Here is a 20,002-nt window from a genome sequence, read left to right on the forward strand (position 1 = left end):
CACAGACCACGGATAAGGAGAAAAATCCTCCGTGTTAATCCGTGCCTCCGTGGCAAACAAAAACCATGGCACATGGAAACAAAAAGAAAATTAGTGGTCTGGACCACGAAACAAACCAAACGATGAAAATAAAAATATTGTTCACCCTCATCTGCAGCACTTTATTGCTATCGTGTTATGCGCAGCAACCAACCGATGCTACAGCAGATAAAATGCTCGTGTACCAATTGGGCAATGGTGGCTGGCCAAAACAACTGGAAGATAAAAGTGTGGTTAATTACGGTGCGGCCATAACCCCCGAATTATTAGCAAAGATAAAAGCAACTAAAGATCTCCACGCCACTTTCGATAATAAGGCCACCAGCAGAGAAGTGGTGTACCTGGTAAAAGCCTATAAAAAAACACAGAATAAAACTTACTTAACTGCTGCCGAAAAAGGACTGGATTATATTCTGTCTGCCCAATATGCCAATGGTGGCTGGCCACAATATTATCCTGATAAAGCTTTATACCGCTCAGAAATTACCTATAATGATGATGCGATGATTAATGTGCTGAATATTTTGCAGGATATTGCCACGCAAACAAACGATTTTGAAGTGGTAAATTCTGCTTACATTAAAAAAGCAGAAAAAGCAGTTGCAAAAGGTATCGATTGCATCTTAAAAACCCAGGTAAAACAGAACGGTGTTTTAACTATCTGGGCCGCGCAATACGATAAAGATACCATGTTGCCTGCAAAAGCCAGGAATTTCGAGCCGGCCTCGTTAAGTACAAGCGAATCAGCAGGGATCGTGAGGTTTTTAATGCGGATGAAAAATCCTTCAACAGCAGAAAAAAATGCAATAACAGCAGCAATTAAATGGTTTGATACCTATAAAATTGCCGGCTACCGTTTCGACAGGCCGAGTGATCCAAAAACCAATATTAAAACCGCTGCTTTGATTGCCGATAATACCGCCAGTACCTGGGCACGTTTTTACGACCTGGAAAAAAACACCCCGATTTTCGGCGATCGCGACAATACTATCAAAACAAAACTGGAAGAGTTAAGCCCTGAAAGGCGCAACGGTTATGCCTGGTATGGCAACTGGGGGCAAAAATTAATTGAAAAAGAATACCCGAAGTGGTTAGCCACAAACGGGAAATAAACATCATATAACTCGTCGCTGCGAGGCACGAAGCAATCCTACTACTATGGGTGGGTATCACTACCGCTTTAAGATTGTTTCGTTTCCCAGCAATGACGGAAACAGGAAGACCAATGATTTTAAACAAAGAAAATTTAAAAAACATTAACGGCGATAAGGTTACAAAACCCACTGCCGGAATTTTAACCTTACCCGAAAAAGTAATCCAGTTTGGAACAGGTGTTTTATTACGTGGATTGCCAGATTATTTTATCGATAAAGCCAATCAAAAAGGCATTTTTAACGGTCGTGTTTTGGTGGTTAAATCTACCTCAAGAGGCGGATCTGATGAATTTTCGAAACAAGATAACCTATATACACTTTGCGTAAAAGGGATTGAAGATAGTGTAAGTGTTGAAGAAAATTCAATCAATGCTTCAATCAGCAGGGTTTTATCTGCTTCGCAGGATTGGGCCGAAATTTTAAAAGCAGCGCATCAGCCCGAAATGCAGGTCGTGATTTCGAATACCACTGAAGTTGGGATTGTTAAAAGCGAAGATAAAATCACCGATAATCCGCCACAATCTTACCCGGGCAAATTACTGGCTTTTCTGCACGAAAGATACCAAGCCTTTAATGGTTCGGCCGAAAGTGGAATGGTGATCGTCCCTACGGAACTCATCAGCGATAATGCCGATAAATTAAAAGAAATCGTACTGGATCTTGCCATCCAGAATAAACTGGGCTGGGATTTCGAAAACTGGTTAAAAACAGCCAATCATTTCTGCAAAACTCTGGTTGATCGCATCGTACCAGGAAAACTCCCTGAAGCCGAACAAAAGGCCATCGAAAATGAATTGGGTTATGAAGACGAACTCATGATCATGGCCGAACCTTTCAGGCTGTGGGCCATTGAATCATCAAGCGAAAAAGTAAAAGAGGTTCTGTCTTTCGCAAAGGCCGACAAGGGTGTTTTCATTGTTCCTTCGATCGATAAGTTTAAAGAGTTAAAACTGCGTTTACTTAACGGTACGCATACCATTAGCTGCGGATTAGCCATTTTAGCAGGTTTTAATACCGTAAAAGAGGCAATGGCCGATAACGATTTCGCCAACCACGTGTTAAAACTGATGAAAGAGGAAATTGCTCCTGTTGTAGTAAATGAAGACATTACTGAAGATGAAGCCCTTGCCTTTGCCGAAAGTGTAACCGATCGTTTTAGTAATCCTTTTTTAGAGCATCAGTGGCAGGCCATTACACTAAATTTCACCTCAAAAATGCAGATGCGCAACATGCCGCTCATCAGAAGATATTATGCCTTAAAAAATGAAGTGCCACAACTTACCGCTTTGGGTGTTGCCGCATATATTCTTTTTATGAATGTAAATAAAGATGGCGATACTTACACGACCAGCGCTCATGGAAAAGCCTTTCCTGTGCAGGATGAATTTGCGGAAGTGTTATACGAATACTGGAAAGATCCTGAAACCGTTGTAGATAATACCCTTGGCGACAGGCGCCTTTGGGACAAAAACCTGAACAATTACCCCGGCTTTAACGCAGCCGTAAAATCATACGTTGAATTATTACAAAATAAGGGTGCAAAAGAAACTTTAAGTAACTTGCATTCAGAAAGAACAATTTAAAATGGTTACTAGAATTTTAAAAATCCATCCTAACGATAATGTACTTGTTGCCTTGCAAAACCTGGCAAAAGGCGAAACCGTTATTTACGATGGGCACGAATATATTTTACAGGATGATATCCAGGCGAAACATAAGTTTTTTATGCAGGATATGAATCCGGGCGATCACATCATTATGTACGGCGTACTGGTAGGAAAAGCGCAGCATTTTATCCTCAAAGGCGGTTTAATGGATACCGAAAATACCAAACACGCCTCCGATCCTTACGAATTCCGTCCGTACCATTACGAATGGCGTGCTCCGGATGTTTCTAAATTTGAAGGGCGTACTTTTAACGGGTATATCCGTAGCGATGGCCGTGTAGGCACCGCCAATTACTGGTTGTTCATCCCGACTGTTTTCTGCGAAAACAGGAATTTAGATGTCATCCGTGAGGCTTTGCACAACGAATTGGGTTATGCCGTAACCGATAAATACAAATCGTACGCGCACCAGCTGGTAGAAGCTTATAAAAATGGCGAGATTTTAGAAGAAGCTGATCCAAATTCCATCGGATTGGCCAATCCGTCGGCCAACCGCGTTTTTAAAAACGTAGATGGCATTAAATTCCTGAACCACCAGGGTGGCTGCGGTGGTACCCGTCAGGATGCCGCTGTGTTGAGCAAGCTTTTAGCTGCTTATGCCGATCATCCCAATGTAGCTGGTGTAACCGTCTTAAGCCTGGGTTGCCAGAATTTACAGGTGAAAGATTTTGTGGATGATTTAAAACAACGCAGTCCGAATTTCGATAAACCATTATTTATTTTTGAGCAGCAACAATCTCAAAGCGAAGAACAATTGGTTAAAGAAGCCATCCGTAAAACCTTTATTGGTTTAACCGAAATCAATAAAATCGAACGTCAGCCTGCGCCATTGAGTAAACTGGTTTTAGGCGTTAAATGTGGCGGTAGTGATGGTTTTAGCGGCATCAGTGCTAATCCTGCAGTAGGTTATACTTCCGATTTACTGGTGGCTTTAGGCGGAACGGTGCTTCTTGCCGAATTTCCCGAACTTTGCGGTGCCGAACAACAACTTATCGACCGTACTAAAGATGAAACTGCTGCACGTAAGTTTATCCAGTTGATGACAGCTTATAACCAGGCTGCTGAAAATGTGGGTTCTGGATTTTTTATGAACCCATCTCCGGGTAATATTAAAGATGGTTTAATTACTGATGCCATTAAAAGTACCGGTGCAGCTAAAAAAGGCGGAACATCGCCAGTAGAAGATGTTTTAGATTATACCGAACCAGCAACAAAACCCGGCTTAAATTTGGTTTGTACACCAGGAAACGATGTGGAAGCCACTACAGGAAAAGCGGCATCGGGCGCAACATTAATTTTGTTCACTACAGGTTTGGGTACGCCAACAGGAAACCCGGTTTGCCCGACCATCAAGGTGTCAACCAATAATGCATTAACCAAACGCATGGGCGATATCATCGATATCAACTGTGGACCAGTAATCGAAGGCGAAAAAACCATCGAGCAAATGGGAGAAGATATCCTGGAATATTGCATTAAAGCTGCCAGCGGCGAAGTAATCCCTAAAGCAGTATTGCTTAACCAGGATGATTTTATCCCATGGAAAAGAGGAGTTAGTTTATAGTCCGGAGTCATGAATCCGAAGTCGTGAGTCTTAGACCCATTCCCGTGGTCTGTGTCCCCACAGACCACTGAGAGAATAAAATATAAATTGATTTCCTTTCTGTGTCGATACAGGGAATAGGATAAAAAATAAAATATTAACAGGATATGATTAAAATGTAATTCATATCGTACATCTAACCATAGCATGAAACCTTTTTTAGACGAAAATTTTCTTTTGCAAAGCAAAACAGCAGAAAAGCTTTACCACAACTTTGCAAAACCACTACCCATTATCGATTACCATAATCACCTTATACCGGAGCAGATTGCCAATAACACCCAATTTACCAACATGAGCCAGGTTTGGTTGTATGGCGATCATTATAAATGGCGTGCCATGCGTGCCAATGGTGTTGATGAAAAATACATTACCGGCGTAGGATCTGATTATGAAAAATTTGAGAAATGGGCAGAAACCGTTCCTTATACTTTGCGTAATCCGCTCTACCACTGGACGCACTTAGAACTTCAGCGTTATTTCGGTGTAACCGATTTACTTTCGGGCAAAACCGCTCAGAAAATTTACGACGAATGTTCTGCAAAACTGCAAACCCCGGAGTATTCTGTGCGTGGTTTATTGGCCAAAATGAATGTAGAGGCAGTTTGTACCACTGATGATCCACTGGATAGTTTAAATTTTCACCAGCAACTGGCAAGAGAAGGCGCAAACCTGAAAATGTTGCCCGCTTTCCGTCCGGATAAGGCGATGAACAGCGATGATATCGAAGGTTTAAACGAATATATTGATAAACTGGAAAGTGTGGCCGATAAAACCATCAGCAGTTTTCAGGATTATATCGATGCTTTAAAAAGCCGTCACGATTACTTTGCCGATAATGGCTGTTCGGTTTCCGATCATGGTTTAGAGCAGATTTATGCAGAGGATTATACCGAAGCCGAAATCTCGTCTATTTTTGATAAAATCCGCAGTAAACAAAATATTTCTTACCAGGAAAACCTGAAATTTAAATCGGCCATGCTGGTTTATTTTGCAGAGTGGGATCACGAAAAAGGTTGGGTGCAGCAATACCACCTCGGGGCCTTGCGTAACAACAACGCCCGGATGTTAAGGCAGTTAGGCCCTGATACCGGTTGGGATTCAATCGGAGATTTTAGTCAGGCCCGTATGCTTTCTAAATTTTTGAACCGTTTGGATAACCAGGATAAATTGGCCAAAACCATTATTTACAACCTCAACCCTGCCGATAATGAATTAATTGCCACCATGATCGGTAATTTTAACGATGGCTCGGTTGCTGGTAAAGTTCAGTTTGGTTCGGCCTGGTGGTTTCTGGACCAGAAAGACGGGATGATCAAACAATTAAATGCACTATCGAACATGGGGCTTTTAAGCCGCCTGGTGGGTATGCTTACCGATTCGCGCAGTTTCCTTTCTTTTCCTCGTCACGAATATTTCAGAAGGATTGTTTGTAACCTGTTTGGAGAGGATATCGAGAACGGCGAATTGCCTAACGATTTGGAGTGGGTTGGCAAAATTGTTCAGGATATTTCGTACTTTAACGCAAAAAATTACTTTAAATTTTAACCAAAATCAGGCTTTAGGAAGGTATTTCATTGGAATTAAATCATTTCAATCGTTTTCCTTCCATTTTCATACCGTTGCAGAAAACAGCATGAAATACGCCGGTGAGACACAAAAATGAGCACCCAAATATTCGCTTCATCAAAAAAAGGAAAAAAAGTTTTAAGCTTTGGTGAAATACTTTTGCGCATCTGTCCTGATATGGATGGTGCCTGGTTAAAAGAAAACAAACTTCCGTTTTATGTTGGCGGTGCAGAGCTGAATGTGGCCACTGCACTGGCGCTTTGGAATGTTCCGTCCGCCTATTTATCGGCTGTGCCCGATAATTCGGTAACCAGGGAAATTGTGGATTATCTTGATGCCCGTAATATTGATACTACACCAATGGTTTACCATGGCGAGCGTTTGGGTTTATATTATCTTCCTAAAGGAAAAGACCTTAAAAATGCCGGCGTAATTTACGATCGTGCAAATTCGGCCTATGCCGATTTAAAGGTTGGCCAGATTAACTGGGATGAAGTTTTTCAAGGAGTGGGCTGGTTTCATTTCAGTGCAATATGCCCTGCAATCAACCAATCTGTTGCCGATGTTTGCCTGGAAGCCTTAAAAGCAGCAACAGAGCGAAACATCACCATTTCACTGGACCTGAACTACCGCGCTAAACTTTGGAAATACGGTAAAGATCCGATTGACGTGCTACCAGAACTCGCTCAATATTGTACGCTGATTATGGGTAATGTGTGGGCGGCCAGTAAAATGCTGGGAACGGCGCTTCACGAAGATTTAACACCAACTGAGGGTTATGCAAAAGAAACGTTACTACAGCAGGCAACCGATACTTCTAAAGAAATATTAAGTTTGTTTCCGGCATGTAAGGCGGTGGCCAATACCTTCAGGTTCGATCATGGCAAAGGTATCAGGTATTATACCGCTATTTATACCGAAGGTGAATTAACCGTATCGGAAGAATATGTTTCAGACGAAATTTTAGATAAAGTGGGCAGTGGCGATTGTTTTATGGCAGGTTTGATTTATGGTTTTTATAATCAGCTATCAGCCAAAGAAACCTTAAACTTCGCGACAGCGGCAGCTTACGATAAATTATACATTCCAAGTGATGCTACAACCAGTACCGTAGCTGATATAGAAAAAAGAATAATACGCAATGATTAGCAACAAGCACAAAATTTTAGATGCCATTTTAGAGCAGGGTATGTTACCGCTTTTTTATCAGGATAGTGAGGCAGGTAGCGTAGAAATATTACGCACGCTGTATAAAGCTGGTGTCCGCGTTTTCGAATATACAAACCGTGGTAAATCAGCACTGCCGAACTTTAAAAAACTAAAGGAAGTACGCGATGCCGAAATGCCTGATCTTTATCTGGGTATCGGAACCATTAAAACCCCTGCTGATGCAAATGCCTTTATTGAAGCCGGAACAGATTTTATCGTGGCACCGATCGTTAATCCGGCTGTTGCCGAAATAGCCAACAAAATCGGTATGCTATGGATTCCGGGTTGTATGACGCCGACTGAAATCAGCGTTGCCCAGGAACACAAGGCCATGCTGATTAAAATTTTTCCTGCCAATATTTTAGGCCCTGAATTTATTTCATCCATTAAAGATCTTTTCGCCGGACAGTTATTTATGCCAACCGGCGGGGTAGAAATTAATGCCGATAACTTAAAAACCTGGTTTAAATCTGGTGTTTGTGCAGTTGGTATGGGCAGTAAATTAATCAGTAAGGATGTGATGAGCAAAGGCCTTTACGAGGAATTATTCGACAATACTAAATTAGCCCTCGATCTAATTCAGCAGAGCAAATAAAAAATTTAACATACCTAACCAAATGAACCAACCCAAAACAAGCAAATATAGATGGACCATCTGTTTGCTGTTATTCTTAGCCACTACGATAAATTATTTAGACAGACAGGTCCTTTCGTTAACCTGGACGGATTTTATTAAACCGGAATTTCATTGGGACAATAACGACTATGGAAATATAACGGCACTGTTCTCTATTTTTTATGCTATATCGATGCTTTTTGCAGGTCGTTTAGTTGATAAACTGGATACCAAAAAAGGCTTTTTATGGGCCATCGGTGTTTGGTCGGTTGGAGCCTGTTTACATGCTTTCTGTGGTATAGCAACTGCAGGTATTGTTAATGGAAACTGGTTTGTAGGTTTTGAAGGCGCTAAAGAAATTATTGCCCGCGTTAACGATACCGGTTTGGTAGTTTCAGTAAGTGTTACCCTCTTTATTTTTGCCCGTTTCGTACTGGCGGTTGGAGAAGCAGGAAACTTCCCTGCGGCAATTAAAGCCACTGCTGAGTATTTCCCTAAAAAAGACCGCGCATTTGCAACCAGTATTTTTAATGCAGGTGCTACGGTTGGTGCATTGGCTGCCCCGATTACCATTCCTTTTATTGCAAAAGCTTATGGCTGGGAAATGTCGTTCATCATTATCGGTGCCCTGGGCTTTGTGTGGATGGGCCTATGGATTTTTGTGTACAACAAACCAGAGCTTCACAAGCGGGTGAGCCCTGAGGAACTGGCTTATATCCAGCAGGATGTGATTAACGATAGAAAACTGGCCGATTACGTAGAAGAAACCAAAGAAAAAGTTTCTTTTATTGATTGTTTTAAATACAAACAGACCTGGGCTTTTGCTTTTGGTAAATTTATGACCGATGGCGTATGGTGGTTCTTTTTATTCTGGACTCCTGCCTACCTGAAATCGGTTTATGGAATGGATTCTACCCAAAGTGCGTTGCCGTTATTTGTACTTTATATGATTACCCTGCTTTCGATTATCGGAGGATGGTTGCCCACTTATTTCGTTGATAAAAAAGGCATGAACCCTTACGAAGGCCGCATGAGGGCCATGTTAATTTTTGCATTTTTCCCATTATTGGCTTTGGCGGCGCAACCTCTCGGTCACATTACTTACTGGATTCCGGTCATTATTATCGGTATTGCAGGTGCGGCTCACCAGGCATGGTCGGCAAATATTTTTTCTACTGTGGGCGATATGTTCCCTAAAAAAGCCATTGCAACCATTACCGGTATTGGCGGTATGGCCGGTGGCTTAGGCTCTTTCATTATCAATAAAGGCTCTGGTTTACTGTTCGATTATACGGGCAAAAACGAGATTGTTTTTATGGGTTTTAAAGGTGAAGAGGCCGGTTATTTCATTATCTTTTCCATCTGTGCGGTTTGTTATTTAATCGGCTGGACGGTAATGAAAACCTTAGTGCCAAAATATAAAGTAATCGAACTAAAATAAACCAAAGGCTGATGTTAAGGAAAGCTTTCTGAACAATCAGCCTTTTTATACAAACGAATCTATACTTAAACGATAGATTTAACATTAATTTAACCCTAACAACAACTTAAATTGAGTACAACGCTAAACCTCGAAAGTATTTTCGTTGAAGAGAGCCAGATTCCAGATGAATTTAGGCTCACGGAAGAAATCAATCAAAAGGAGTTTCTATCAAATGGAGAGATGAAACCATGGAACGGACCGTTTAATGAAGTGTTTTCTCCGGTATGCGTAAAAACCCCTGAAGGTTTGAAACGAAAGCGTATCGGCAGTTTTCCGGTATGTACGGAGAAAGAATCGACCGAAGCTTTGGATGCCGCTGTAGCCGCTTACGACAACGGTCGCGGGCAGTGGCCAACTATGAGCGTTGCCGATCGCATTGCCTGTGTAGAAAACTTTACCCATAAAATGATCGAGCAAAAAGAAATCGTTGCGAAATTGATTATGTGGGAAATCGGTAAATCTTATGCAGATTCGGTAAAAGAATTCGACCGGACAGTTGAATATATCTATGCAACCATTGATGCATTGAAAGATATCGACAGACAGTCATCACGTTTCGAAATAGAGCAGGGTATTGTGGCCCAGGTGCGCCGTTCGCCGCTTGGAGTAGTACTTTGTATGGGGCCGTTCAACTATCCGCTAAACGAGACCTTTACTACGCTGATCCCGGCTTTGATTATGGGCAACACACTATTATTCAAACCACCTAAACACGGTACTTTATTGCACTATCCTTTGCTTGAAGCTTTCCGTTCCAGTTTCCCTAAAGGTGTGGTGAATACCATTTATGGCCGTGGCAATACCATTGTTCCGGGATTGATGAAATCAGGAAAAATCAATGTGCTTACTTTAATCGGTTCGAGTAAAGTAGCCAACGAACTTAAAAAACTGCACCCTAAAGTAAACCGCTTAAGGGCAATTCTAGGTTTGGATGCCAAAAATGCTGCGATCATCACTAAAGATGCTGACCTGGATTTAGCCGTTTCTGAAACAGTTTTAGGTTCGCTTTCTTTTAACGGACAACGTTGTACTGCGATAAAAATCGTTTATGTACACCGCAGCCTGGCACAGGAATTTTTAAAGCGTTTATCTGCAGAAGTAGAAAAACTGAAATTTGGTATGCCATGGGAAAAAGGCGTAAACCTTACACCGCTGCCAGAGCTGAATAAACCGGAATATTTAAAAGAATGTATCGATGATGCGGTTTCGCACGGTGCGAAAGTGGTCAATAAAAACGGTGGACAAACTTTAGAAACTTTTGTTTATCCGGCCATTGTTTATCCGGTAAACAGCAACATGAAATTATACCGCGAAGAGCAGTTCGGCCCGATTGTGCCGGTTGTACCTTTTGATGATCTGGAAGAACCTATTGAGTATTTAATCGGCTCGCCACATGGCCAGCAGGTGAGTATTTTTAGTAACAATGCTGCGGTAATTTCTTCACTGATTGATCCTTTGGTGAACCAGGTGAGCCGTGTAAATATTAACTGCCAATGTCAGCGTGGACCAGATGTTTTCCCTTTCACCGGTCGTAAAGACAGTGCCGAAGGAACGCTTTCTGTAGTGGATGCCCTGCGTTCATTCTCGATCCGCTCTTTGGTGGCCACTAAATTTACCGATGATAATAAAAAGTTATTGAACGAAATTGTGAGGGGAGATGATTCGAACTTCTTAAGTACGAAGTATATTTTCTAGTTGCTAATTATTTAGTGTAGATCGTCATTGCGAGGAGGAACGACAAAGCAATCTTAAACGATGAATTAATCATCAGTTCTAAGAAGATTGCTTCGTCGGCTGAAAAGCCTTCTCGCGATGACGATTTTTTTTATTTTAAACTCTTTGCTAAACTCAATTTCAATTCCTTAATTCCTTTCACTACCAAACCCGCTACCTGTTTAGCACCCTCCGGACTTAAATGCGTATCATCTTTTTTGCCATTTGGGTAATTTACATTTCCTGAATCGACGTAATTGAATAATTTTATCGAAGGTTCATCTCCCAAACGGGTTAATAAACTTTCTGTTTTTGCCAGCATATCAATTAAGGGCACATTTAACGAATCGGCCACCTGACGGGTAATTCTCGGATAATCGCCATGCGAATCGATTAAAACCCCATTTTTGAAACTTCTGCGGGAGATTGGCGTCAATAAAACCGGGAAAGCTTTTTTGCTTCGGGTTTCTTTTACATAGTTCACCAGATTAATTTTAAAATCAGCAAGTGAAACCCCAACTGTTGGTTTGTCTACTTTCTCATCATTATGCCCAAATTCGATAAAAACATAATCGCCAGGGTTTAATTGCGCTAAAATTGGATCCCAGCGTTTTTCGGCTCTGAATGATTTGGTGCTTCTTCCATTTAAAGCCCTGTTATCAACGGTAACATCAGGTTTAAAATACGATTGCAATGCCATGCCCCAACCCGTTTCCGGATAAGCTTTTTCTTGTTTATTGGCTGCGGTAGAATCGCCGATGATGTACAATTTTGTTTTCTTTTGAACAAAAGTAAAAGAGAATAAAACGGCTAATGTTCCTGCCGCAAAAATCTTAAAGAAATTCGTTTTCATTTTAACTAATTTGTGATTGGGTTCCATTGGTCTGGTCCACCCAGTATATTTTTTAAAGTATAATTTTTTGCTTCTTTATCTGTGAGCTGTTTCGTCCAGGGTAACCTTGTTTTTGGCGATGCACCTGCGCCTGTATTATTATATTCCGCGTAAAAAACAGTTTGTTCTTTATCAGGAAACATTTTATCACCTTTCCAGGGGTTCCAGCCTTCTGCTACAATATGTTTGCCTAAATCACAGTTAATAAATACTGTTTTCGCATACGGTCGCCACGGCCGGCCTAAAAAAGCTTTCGTTACCGATGGATCCGCAACGAGCTTACAATTTAGAAAAACAAATCCGAATTTTTGCTGTGCAGAAGTTGAGGCTGCTGTAACATAAGAGTCGCTTAAATTTTTGACCGTACAATCCTGGAAAACGACTGTGGCCTTGCCGAAAATGAAATCGGTTGTACCTTCGACATAACAGTTTTGATAATATTGACGGCTATTTTCAACAGCAGCATAAAGGGTATCCTGATTGCCCAGAAATCTACAGTTTTTGGCTACAAAACGATCACCTTCTACATGTAAGGCAACCGCCTGTCCGACACGGCCGGCTGAATTAATAATGGTTAAATTCTCGAGGTGGATGTCAATGCCCTGAACCAACACGGTAAAAGAGGTATAAGTGCTGAATTTAGCATTGCCATAAACATCTTTACCAGCCGGATTTGGTTTGCCCGAATAATCATCAAAAGTAATGATGGTATTTTCTGCATCTTCTCCTGTAATTGAAATCCTGATTTTCCAGGAGGGAATAATCAACTTTTCCTTATAAATTCCTTTTTTAACGTAAATCTTAACTTCTTTTTCTCCTAAATCTCTTACCGAATTTACTGCTTCCTGAATGGTTTTATAGTTTGCATCACCATCTTTTGAAACGGTTATTGTTGATGGATATTTAGGATCCTGTGCGTTGGCGTGAATAAAGGATAAGGTATTTAAAAAGAGTAGCGTAATCAGTTTAAAATAAGGTATTCTTCTCATTATGGCTAAGTTTGTAAAAATCAATGACAGTATATTCTTCGCAATTTGATAGTCCGAGGAGAATCGTCATTACGAGAAGGCTTTTTCAGCCGACGAAGCAATCTTACCACGATCGCTACCAGCGTTTGCTTAGGATTGCTTCGTTCCTCGCAATGACGATATTTTTAATTAGTAGTTAAATTTCATTAAAAAAGGGCAGATTAAAACCTGCCCTTCATAAAATAAATTAATATGCCCACCTGGGGTCGCCAATTGGCCCTCCGGTGCTTCCTGCGCTTCTTAAAGGCGAGGATGCAGGCAAAGTAAAATCAGTTGTAGTGGCGGTCCAGCCCATGTTAATGCTTTGGTTGCTGGCTAAAGTTGCCGTTCCAAAGGTTAAGGCTGTTCCACCGGTTAATGCACTGAACAAATTAAAATAGTTGCTGTTCGAAATTCTTAAAGCGCTTCCCGTTCCTGTACCCCTAATGGCGGCAGCATTTACAGTGCCTGATTTTGGGGTATTGGCCAAAATACTGTTCTGGATCGTAAAGTTGATCGGGTTAGTATTGGCATCCAATAAGGCGTATTTCGCATTGCCACCAAAGCCGTTAAAAGTTGAATTGGTAATCGAAACGGTTGGGATAACATCACCAGTATAGGTGGTACTTGCGGTAACTAAACCCGGACCAGCGTTATAAAAAGTAGATTTCGAAACGGTTAGGGTATTAAACTGCATTTTGTTTACATGGAAGGTATAATAAGCCGAAGAACCATTTGCGCCCATATCGTACACAATTGAATTATTCACCGTAATACCGGTTATTTTAAAATCGCGGGCTGCTGTTCCCCTGTCGCCTCGTAAAAATGCGGTTGTAGCACCATGAGCAATGCAATTATCCACCACCACGTTGGTAAAGGTTGCTGCGGCGCCATTTGATGCCTGTGTACCAATAAAATTGATAAAATAAAGGGCGGCGGCCGAAGTTCCATCAAACTCAAGACCCGATAGTGTTACTCCTGCGCCCGTTCCTTCTAAATCAATCTCTTTAAAGTTAACCTTCGTATCTGTTGGGTTGCCTGAAGTTGATTTAATGGTAATGGTTTTCTGGGTAATAAAAGTGGACAATGCGGTTATGTTGTAAATGCCCGGATTTAAACCAATAATTGCGCCATTGGCTGCTGAAGTAATAGCCGCCGCAAGGTCATCGCCCGGATTTAATTTTACGGTGTAAGTGGTTGGCGCAAGAGTGGTAAATGTGGTAATACCCTTACTCTTGGTACCTGCAAAAAGTTCGGCGGTATATTTTGTTCCTGCCGTTAATCCTGTAATGGCTTTTAAGCCTGCAGATGCATCACCTGCACTCAAAGTTGTGGTAGTAGCAGCGCCTGTTGCAGGGGTTAATACAATAGAAGTTAAACCAACAGTTGGCGTGTAACGCAAAGTAATGCTGTTTTCTTTAATTTCGTTATCCCTGATCAGTAAAAACAGCTGGATACCTGTTAACTGAAATGCACTGCTTCTTACATACTTCGATTCAGGCTGACTTTCGGTTGCGTTGGCTTTAACCCTGGCGTAATATTTTGTTCTAACGGCCAAATTATCTTCCGTTACCGTTACGCCAGCGGTATCGGCAGTAGTGCTGTAATTCACTGTTGCAAACAACGAATCGGTAGAAAAATCGATACTGTATTTAAAGGTTTTTCCTGTCGACATTAAAGGCGTAGTCCAGGTTAGTTTAGCCGAAGTTTCTCCCGACGTAATTTTTATATCGCTGGGCTTAAAAATCCTGGCCGGATCTGTGGGTGCATCATCCTCTTTTTTACAAGAAGAAACTACCGCAACCATTAACGATAAAATGATCAGTTTAAGCCCGAATTGATTTATAATTCTTTTCATGATTGATAATATAAATGCGTTAATAACCAAAATTTTGAACCATGCCTGGGTTTTCGATCAATGTAGTTTTTGGATATGGGAAAAGCTCTTTTTTGTTGGCTTCGAAGTAAAATGCAAGGCCGGTAGAAGTGCTGGTGATCGAATTATCTTCGGTTACGGCTTTTCTCCAGTTTTTAACCGTATAACCTGTTGGTGCTGTTGAGCTGTTTAAACCCGGAGAAGCAAATACATTGTTTGGCACACCGCCATAAAGATCGAGCGTGGTTACTTCATTTACGCTGGTGCCCAATAAATAATTACTTTCTTTAGCGTAGATATAATTTGGCACGTTAACATAATCACCCGTTCCGGCAATTAAAGCACGTATTTTAGTACGTGTTTCGTCAAACTTGCTCGCCAGTAAATTCCAGCGGATCAAATCATATTTACGGATGCCTTCGCCACCAAATTCCAATAAACGCTCTTTAACAAGCGCATTAAAAAATCCGGTTTTATCCATCGGCGTTACAGGAATCTGGGCTTCGAAACCGGCATAAGCACGTTTCTGAACCTCTTGCAGGGCACTAACTGCTGTAGCAGATGGCGCACCATTAATTTCGTTATCGGCTTCAGCGTACATCAGCAGGATATCTGAGAAACGTAACATCGGCCAGTTTACCCCAAAAGTTTGCGAAGCAGATGAATTGTTAAAAGCCGTCCACGATTTACGGAACTTTCCATCCGTCATGTTAAACAGCGTATTAACGATTTTTTTAGATGAGGCCACAATTTCGAAAACACCAATGGTTACATCCCTGCGGCAATCTTTACTTGCATCAAATTCATAAAAATAAGTTGGAATGGCATTCATACCGCCGCCGCCCGAGCCAAAAGTAGAAGCTGAGTTAAAACGGATACCGTTGTAATAACCCAATTTACTATCAGTAGAAGCATTGCCACCAAATGCAGCCACTTCGAACATCAGTTCATGGGCATCATCATAGCGCGTGGTGGTGTGCAGGCTTTTAAATACATTTTCGTAAACCGGGTTTAAATTATGTTCCGAACGGTGGTTCATAATATCCAGGCACTCATCAAAGGCAATTTTATAATAGGTTAAATAATCAGCACTGCGCTCCATGGTATGGCTTCCTGATCTTAACGAGTAACCGCCCCTGGCCAGGGCAATCCTCGCCCTTAAACCTTTAATTGCTCCTTTAGTATAACGGAAACTGCCGTATTCGGTAATTCCGCTTCTCCACGGAACCAGGTCTTCAGCCATTTTTAAATCGGCAATAATCTGGTCGTAGGTTTTATTACGGTCTACATTCGGGCCGTACAATGTTTCTGCATCAGCCGATGGCACAAAAGATGCCGGAACATCTCCCCAGTTGCGGATCAGCTCATATAAAAATTGTGCCCTTAAAGTAAGTGCTTCACCATAATAACGTTTCATGATGGTTTTCTCGGCGTCAGATCCATTGGCATATAATTTTGAAGCCGGAATGTATTTGATACAGATATTTGCACGCTCCACGCCTGAATACAATTGCAGAAATGGGTTAATCAGGTCGGTATTGTCAGAGCTTGCCCCGTACATACTAATCCCCCTGCGATCTGACGAGCTATAACTCCCCGAAGTTTTAAAATCATCAGCAGTTAAGCCAAATAAGGTAGAAATACGGCTTCCGTAGCCATTATCGCCGCAAAGGCGGTTATAAATGGCAATAACTGCAGCATTGGTATTATCGGTACTTTCGAAAACTACATCAGGCGAAGAAGTTGACGGCGATTGTACATCTAAATATTTTTTACAGGAAGTGGTGATACTCAATGCTCCAACAGCAATTACCATTAAAGCCGATTTAATAAATTTATTGTTCATTTTCTTTAATGTTGAGGTTAAAATACCATGTTAATACCAGCTAGAATGTACCTGCTGCGCGGATAAGCCGCATAATCTATACCTGGCGTAAGCGGGTTCGACCGGCGGGTATTTGCTTCAGGATCATAACCCGTGTAACCTGTAATGGTATAAAGGTTGTTCACTGTTCCATATACCCTTAGTTTAGAGATGAAACCTGTTTTTTTGATCAAACTTTGTGGCAAACTATAACCCAGGGTTACATTGCTGATCCTTAAAAAAGATCCGTTTTCGATGGCATAAGAAGTTAAGGCATAATTTCCGGTGGTTGGTGTCCACAGGGTGGTATTTGCATTCATCGCTGTCAACACAGCCGGATCGGTTACTTTCACCCCATTGGCATCAAAATTCTGCCACCTGTCGTTCATCACTGCCAGTAAATTATTGTCTTTTACATTGTATTGCGAAGTAAATTCGAGTTTATTGGCATTATAAACCTTACTGCCATAACTGAAGTTTACAAATACCGTCAGGTCGAAATTTTTATAGGCAAACTGGTTGTTGAAACCGCCGGTAAATTTTGGCTGTGCTGTACCTAAAACCGTTCTGTCGTCATCGCCGATCATCATGCTCGATGAAGAAGAAAGTTTCTGTACTTTCATATCGCCCGGCTGCGGATCGCGGTTGCCCAATAATACCCTGCTGTTTGCCACATTTGGTTTAAGCGTGTAGGTATAAACTCCGGTGGTGGCATTTTGTACATAGGTAAAATCATCAACGGTATAACGCCCGTCAGAAACGAAACCGTAAAACTGGCCGACAGGTTTTCCTACTTCAACTTTAAAATCGCCCAAACTGTTTACCCAGCCCGATTGCGTGATGTAAGAACTTACGCCGTTCTGCAGTTCGACAATTTTATTTTTATTAAAGGAGATGTTAAAACTGGTGTTATAACTAAAGTTTCTGGTTTTTACCGCCTGATAATTTAACTGCAGCTCGAAACCTGTATTTTGAGTTTTACCAACATTTTGCTGTTGGGTAGAGTAACCTGTAGTTTGTGGCACATTTGCATTTAACAACAGGTTTTTGGTTCGGTTGTCGTAATAATCTAAATTAAGCGATAACTTATTTTTGAACAGGTCGATATCGATACCCAAGTTTTTTGAAATATTGGTTTCCCAGGTAATATTCGGGTTAGATAAAATATTTCCGGTGGCTGTACCCGAAATCAGTCCGGTTGATATTGCGCCATCCGTTGCTGCATAACCACCAGTGGTAGAGCTCAGGTAAAACAAGGTTCTGAATAAATCCTGACCAATCCGGTTATTTCCGGCAGCACCATAACTAAACCTCACTTTAAAGTTATCAAGCCAGGTTAACTGCATGTCTTTAATAAATTTCTCCTCCGTAACCCTCCAGGCAACCTGTGCGGATGGAAAATAGCCCCATTGTTTGCCCGCGGCGAATAATGATGAAGCATCTGTTCTGAAATTGACCGTAGCCAGGTATTTATTTTGAAAACCATATGATGCCCTTCCGAAAATCGAAAACTGCCTGGTTCCCGAAATTAATGAAGTTGGCCTGTCCTGGATCGTATTTGCCGGGGCACTGCTTACAAAAGCATCTTCAGCAGAAATGTTGACCGGTAAAAATTTGAGCACCGTTGTTCTCGAATCGATATCTACCATATTGATTTCCTGTCCTACCAATAAATCTAAACTGTGGTCTTTACCCAGGTTTGGTTTATAATTGATGGTATTGGTGTTGATAAACGATTTTTGAGCTACCGTATCCAGTTGGATGGCCGGCAAACCCGCATTGTTCCTGGCCACATTACTCACCGGGCCGTTAAAGGTATTGGTGTGCCTGCTGGTTCTGTTGTAACCAACGGTACTTTTTATCGTTAAGTTTTTAAGGATTGAATATTGTACATAACCGCTTGAAATTAAATCATTGCGGTAATCGTATTTCAGTTCCTGGTTTGCTAAAGTGATCGGGTTCGTTAATCCGGTGGTCAAATAATCGGCATCGAACAGATCGCCGGAATCACTTCCGCCTGAATAGGGCTGATAACGCACCGAGTTTCTTAAACGATTGGTGCCCTGCGAGCCAGTAGAGCTTGTGCCCACACCATCAACGCGCTGACGGCTGTAACGTGCGTTTAAACCAACCCTGAATTTGTCTGAAAATTTATGGTCTAAACGCATCGAAGCAAATGTTCTCCTGTAGCCTGAATTAAGCATAATCCCGTCTTCTTTGGTATTGTTTACCGAAACATTGTAAGTAGTTTTAGAAGTGCCGCCCGATAGATTTAACACTTCGGTATTGCTCCATGCCTGGCGACCGAAAACTTTATCCTGCCAATCGATATTTGGAATATTTTTGTAAATGTCAAGATCTTCAAAAGTGCCGTATTTCTTGGTAAAAGTATCTTTAACATCCTGGTTGGTGTTGTTATTATACAGTTCATACTGGTATTTGATAAAATCATAAGGATTCATCACATCCAGCTCATTTACAATCTGTCGCGCACCCGCATAAGCATCAAACGAAACAACCGGTCTTCCTTTTTTACCGCTTTTTGTAGTGATGATTACCACCCCATTGGCCCCGCGGCTACCATAAATTGAAGTGGAGGCCACATCTTTCAGCACATCGATAGATTGGATTTCATTTGGCGATAAAATAGATAAAGCATTTTCAACCTGAATACCATCTACAATGTATAAAGGAGAATTATCGCCCGTAAGCGAGCTTCCGCCACGTACTTTAATTACAATATCTGCACCCGGACTTCCCTCAGTTGTAGTAACCGATACTCCTGCAAGTTTACCCGCAAGTGCCTGTGCAGCAGTACTCACCGGAAACTGATCGATATCTTTCCCCGTAACGGAAGAAACTGAGCCCGTTAAAGCTTCTTTACGTACCGAGCCATAACCGATATTTACCGTAACCTCTTGTAAAGTATTGGCATCTTCTTCCAGGCTGATATCAAGTTTAGTCTGATCGGTGATGGTTACATTTTTGGTTTTGTAACCTACGTAGGTAAACGTTACCACAGCACCTTTGGCGGGCACACTGATTTTGTAAACCCCGTTTGCATCGGTACTGGCGCCTGATTTCGAGTCTTTAACGTTTACACTAACCCCAACAAGTACCTGTCCGTCAGTTTTATCCTTTACCGTTCCGGTAACCTGCCTGGTTTGTGCCGAGGCTACAGATAATCCAAAAAAAGCGAAAAATGCTAAAAAGAGTAGAACTCTGCTCATAAATTATTTATTTGAAGTGATTTGGTTATTTTTAAGATGCTGCAATCGCTTGCATGTAGAATTAAATTCTATTTCGGGAT

Annotated in this window: 13 protein-coding genes; 8 read left to right on the forward strand and 5 right to left on the reverse strand. The window is 41.5% G+C overall.

Annotated elements, in window-relative coordinates; genetic code table 11:
- Window positions 1-65 precede the first annotated feature (65 nt).
- The 8 genes from pelA (at window position 66) to ABD769_RS11605 (ending at window position 11,035) form a co-directional block, all read left to right on the forward strand.
- On the forward strand, window positions 66-1,151 hold the full coding sequence (gene pelA, locus ABD769_RS11570; protein WP_344851571.1) for a pectate lyase: 1,086 nt from the start codon (window positions 66-68) through the stop codon (window positions 1,149-1,151).
- Window positions 1,152-1,264: 113 nt separating this feature from the next.
- Entirely contained in the window at window positions 1,265-2,776 is a 1,512-nt protein-coding gene (locus ABD769_RS11575; protein ID WP_344851572.1) for a tagaturonate reductase, read from the forward strand.
- Window position 2,777: 1 nt separating this feature from the next.
- The gene (locus tag ABD769_RS11580) at window positions 2,778-4,424 is read left to right on the forward strand and encodes a UxaA family hydrolase (protein ID WP_344851573.1); all 1,647 of its coding nucleotides are present in this window, start codon (window positions 2,778-2,780) and stop codon (window positions 4,422-4,424) included.
- Between the two features lie 186 nt (window positions 4,425-4,610).
- The gene (uxaC, locus tag ABD769_RS11585; RefSeq protein WP_344851574.1) at window positions 4,611-6,011 is read left to right on the forward strand and encodes a glucuronate isomerase; all 1,401 of its coding nucleotides are present in this window, start codon (window positions 4,611-4,613) and stop codon (window positions 6,009-6,011) included.
- A gap of 114 nt (window positions 6,012-6,125) precedes the next feature.
- Window positions 6,126-7,181 (forward strand): PfkB family carbohydrate kinase, encoded by a 1,056-nt coding sequence (locus ABD769_RS11590; RefSeq protein WP_344851575.1) that lies wholly within the window; start codon window positions 6,126-6,128, stop codon window positions 7,179-7,181.
- Window positions 7,174-7,836 (forward strand): bifunctional 4-hydroxy-2-oxoglutarate aldolase/2-dehydro-3-deoxy-phosphogluconate aldolase, encoded by a 663-nt coding sequence (locus ABD769_RS11595; RefSeq protein ID WP_187592198.1) that lies wholly within the window; start codon window positions 7,174-7,176, stop codon window positions 7,834-7,836. Before ABD769_RS11590 ends, ABD769_RS11595 begins: the two co-directional genes overlap by 8 nt.
- A 22-nt stretch (window positions 7,837-7,858) precedes the next feature.
- Complete coding sequence (locus ABD769_RS11600) at window positions 7,859-9,298, forward strand: MFS transporter (RefSeq protein WP_344851576.1); 1,440 nt, start codon at window positions 7,859-7,861, stop codon at window positions 9,296-9,298.
- Window positions 9,299-9,409: 111 nt separating this feature from the next.
- Entirely contained in the window at window positions 9,410-11,035 is a 1,626-nt protein-coding gene (locus ABD769_RS11605; RefSeq protein ID WP_344851577.1) for an NADP-dependent glyceraldehyde-3-phosphate dehydrogenase, read from the forward strand.
- 130 nt (window positions 11,036-11,165) lie between these two features.
- Here the strand turns inward: ABD769_RS11605 and ABD769_RS11610 are convergent, their stop codons facing one another.
- From ABD769_RS11610 to ABD769_RS11630, 5 genes are all read right to left on the reverse strand, one after another.
- A complete protein-coding gene (locus tag ABD769_RS11610) occupies window positions 11,166-11,906 on the reverse strand; it encodes a rhamnogalacturonan acetylesterase (protein WP_344851578.1) in 741 nt (246 codons plus the stop codon).
- 5 nt (window positions 11,907-11,911) lie between these two features.
- Complete coding sequence (locus ABD769_RS11615) at window positions 11,912-12,934, reverse strand: pectinesterase family protein (protein WP_344851579.1); 1,023 nt, start codon at window positions 12,932-12,934, stop codon at window positions 11,912-11,914.
- A gap of 226 nt (window positions 12,935-13,160) precedes the next feature.
- A complete protein-coding gene (locus tag ABD769_RS11620) occupies window positions 13,161-14,810 on the reverse strand; it encodes a fibronectin type III domain-containing protein (protein WP_344851580.1) in 1,650 nt (549 codons plus the stop codon).
- Between the two features lie 19 nt (window positions 14,811-14,829).
- Window positions 14,830-16,674: a RagB/SusD family nutrient uptake outer membrane protein gene (locus ABD769_RS11625; protein ID WP_344851581.1), complete on the reverse strand. Its 1,845-nt coding sequence runs from the start codon at window positions 16,672-16,674 to the stop codon at window positions 14,830-14,832.
- Window positions 16,675-16,691: 17 nt separating this feature from the next.
- Window positions 16,692-19,922 (reverse strand): SusC/RagA family TonB-linked outer membrane protein, encoded by a 3,231-nt coding sequence (locus ABD769_RS11630; protein ID WP_344851582.1) that lies wholly within the window; start codon window positions 19,920-19,922, stop codon window positions 16,692-16,694.
- Between the last annotated feature and the right edge of the window lie 80 nt (window positions 19,923-20,002).

The sequence above is a fragment of the Pedobacter jeongneungensis genome (assembly GCF_039538295.1).
Classification (GTDB): domain Bacteria; phylum Bacteroidota; class Bacteroidia; order Sphingobacteriales; family Sphingobacteriaceae; genus Pedobacter; species Pedobacter jeongneungensis.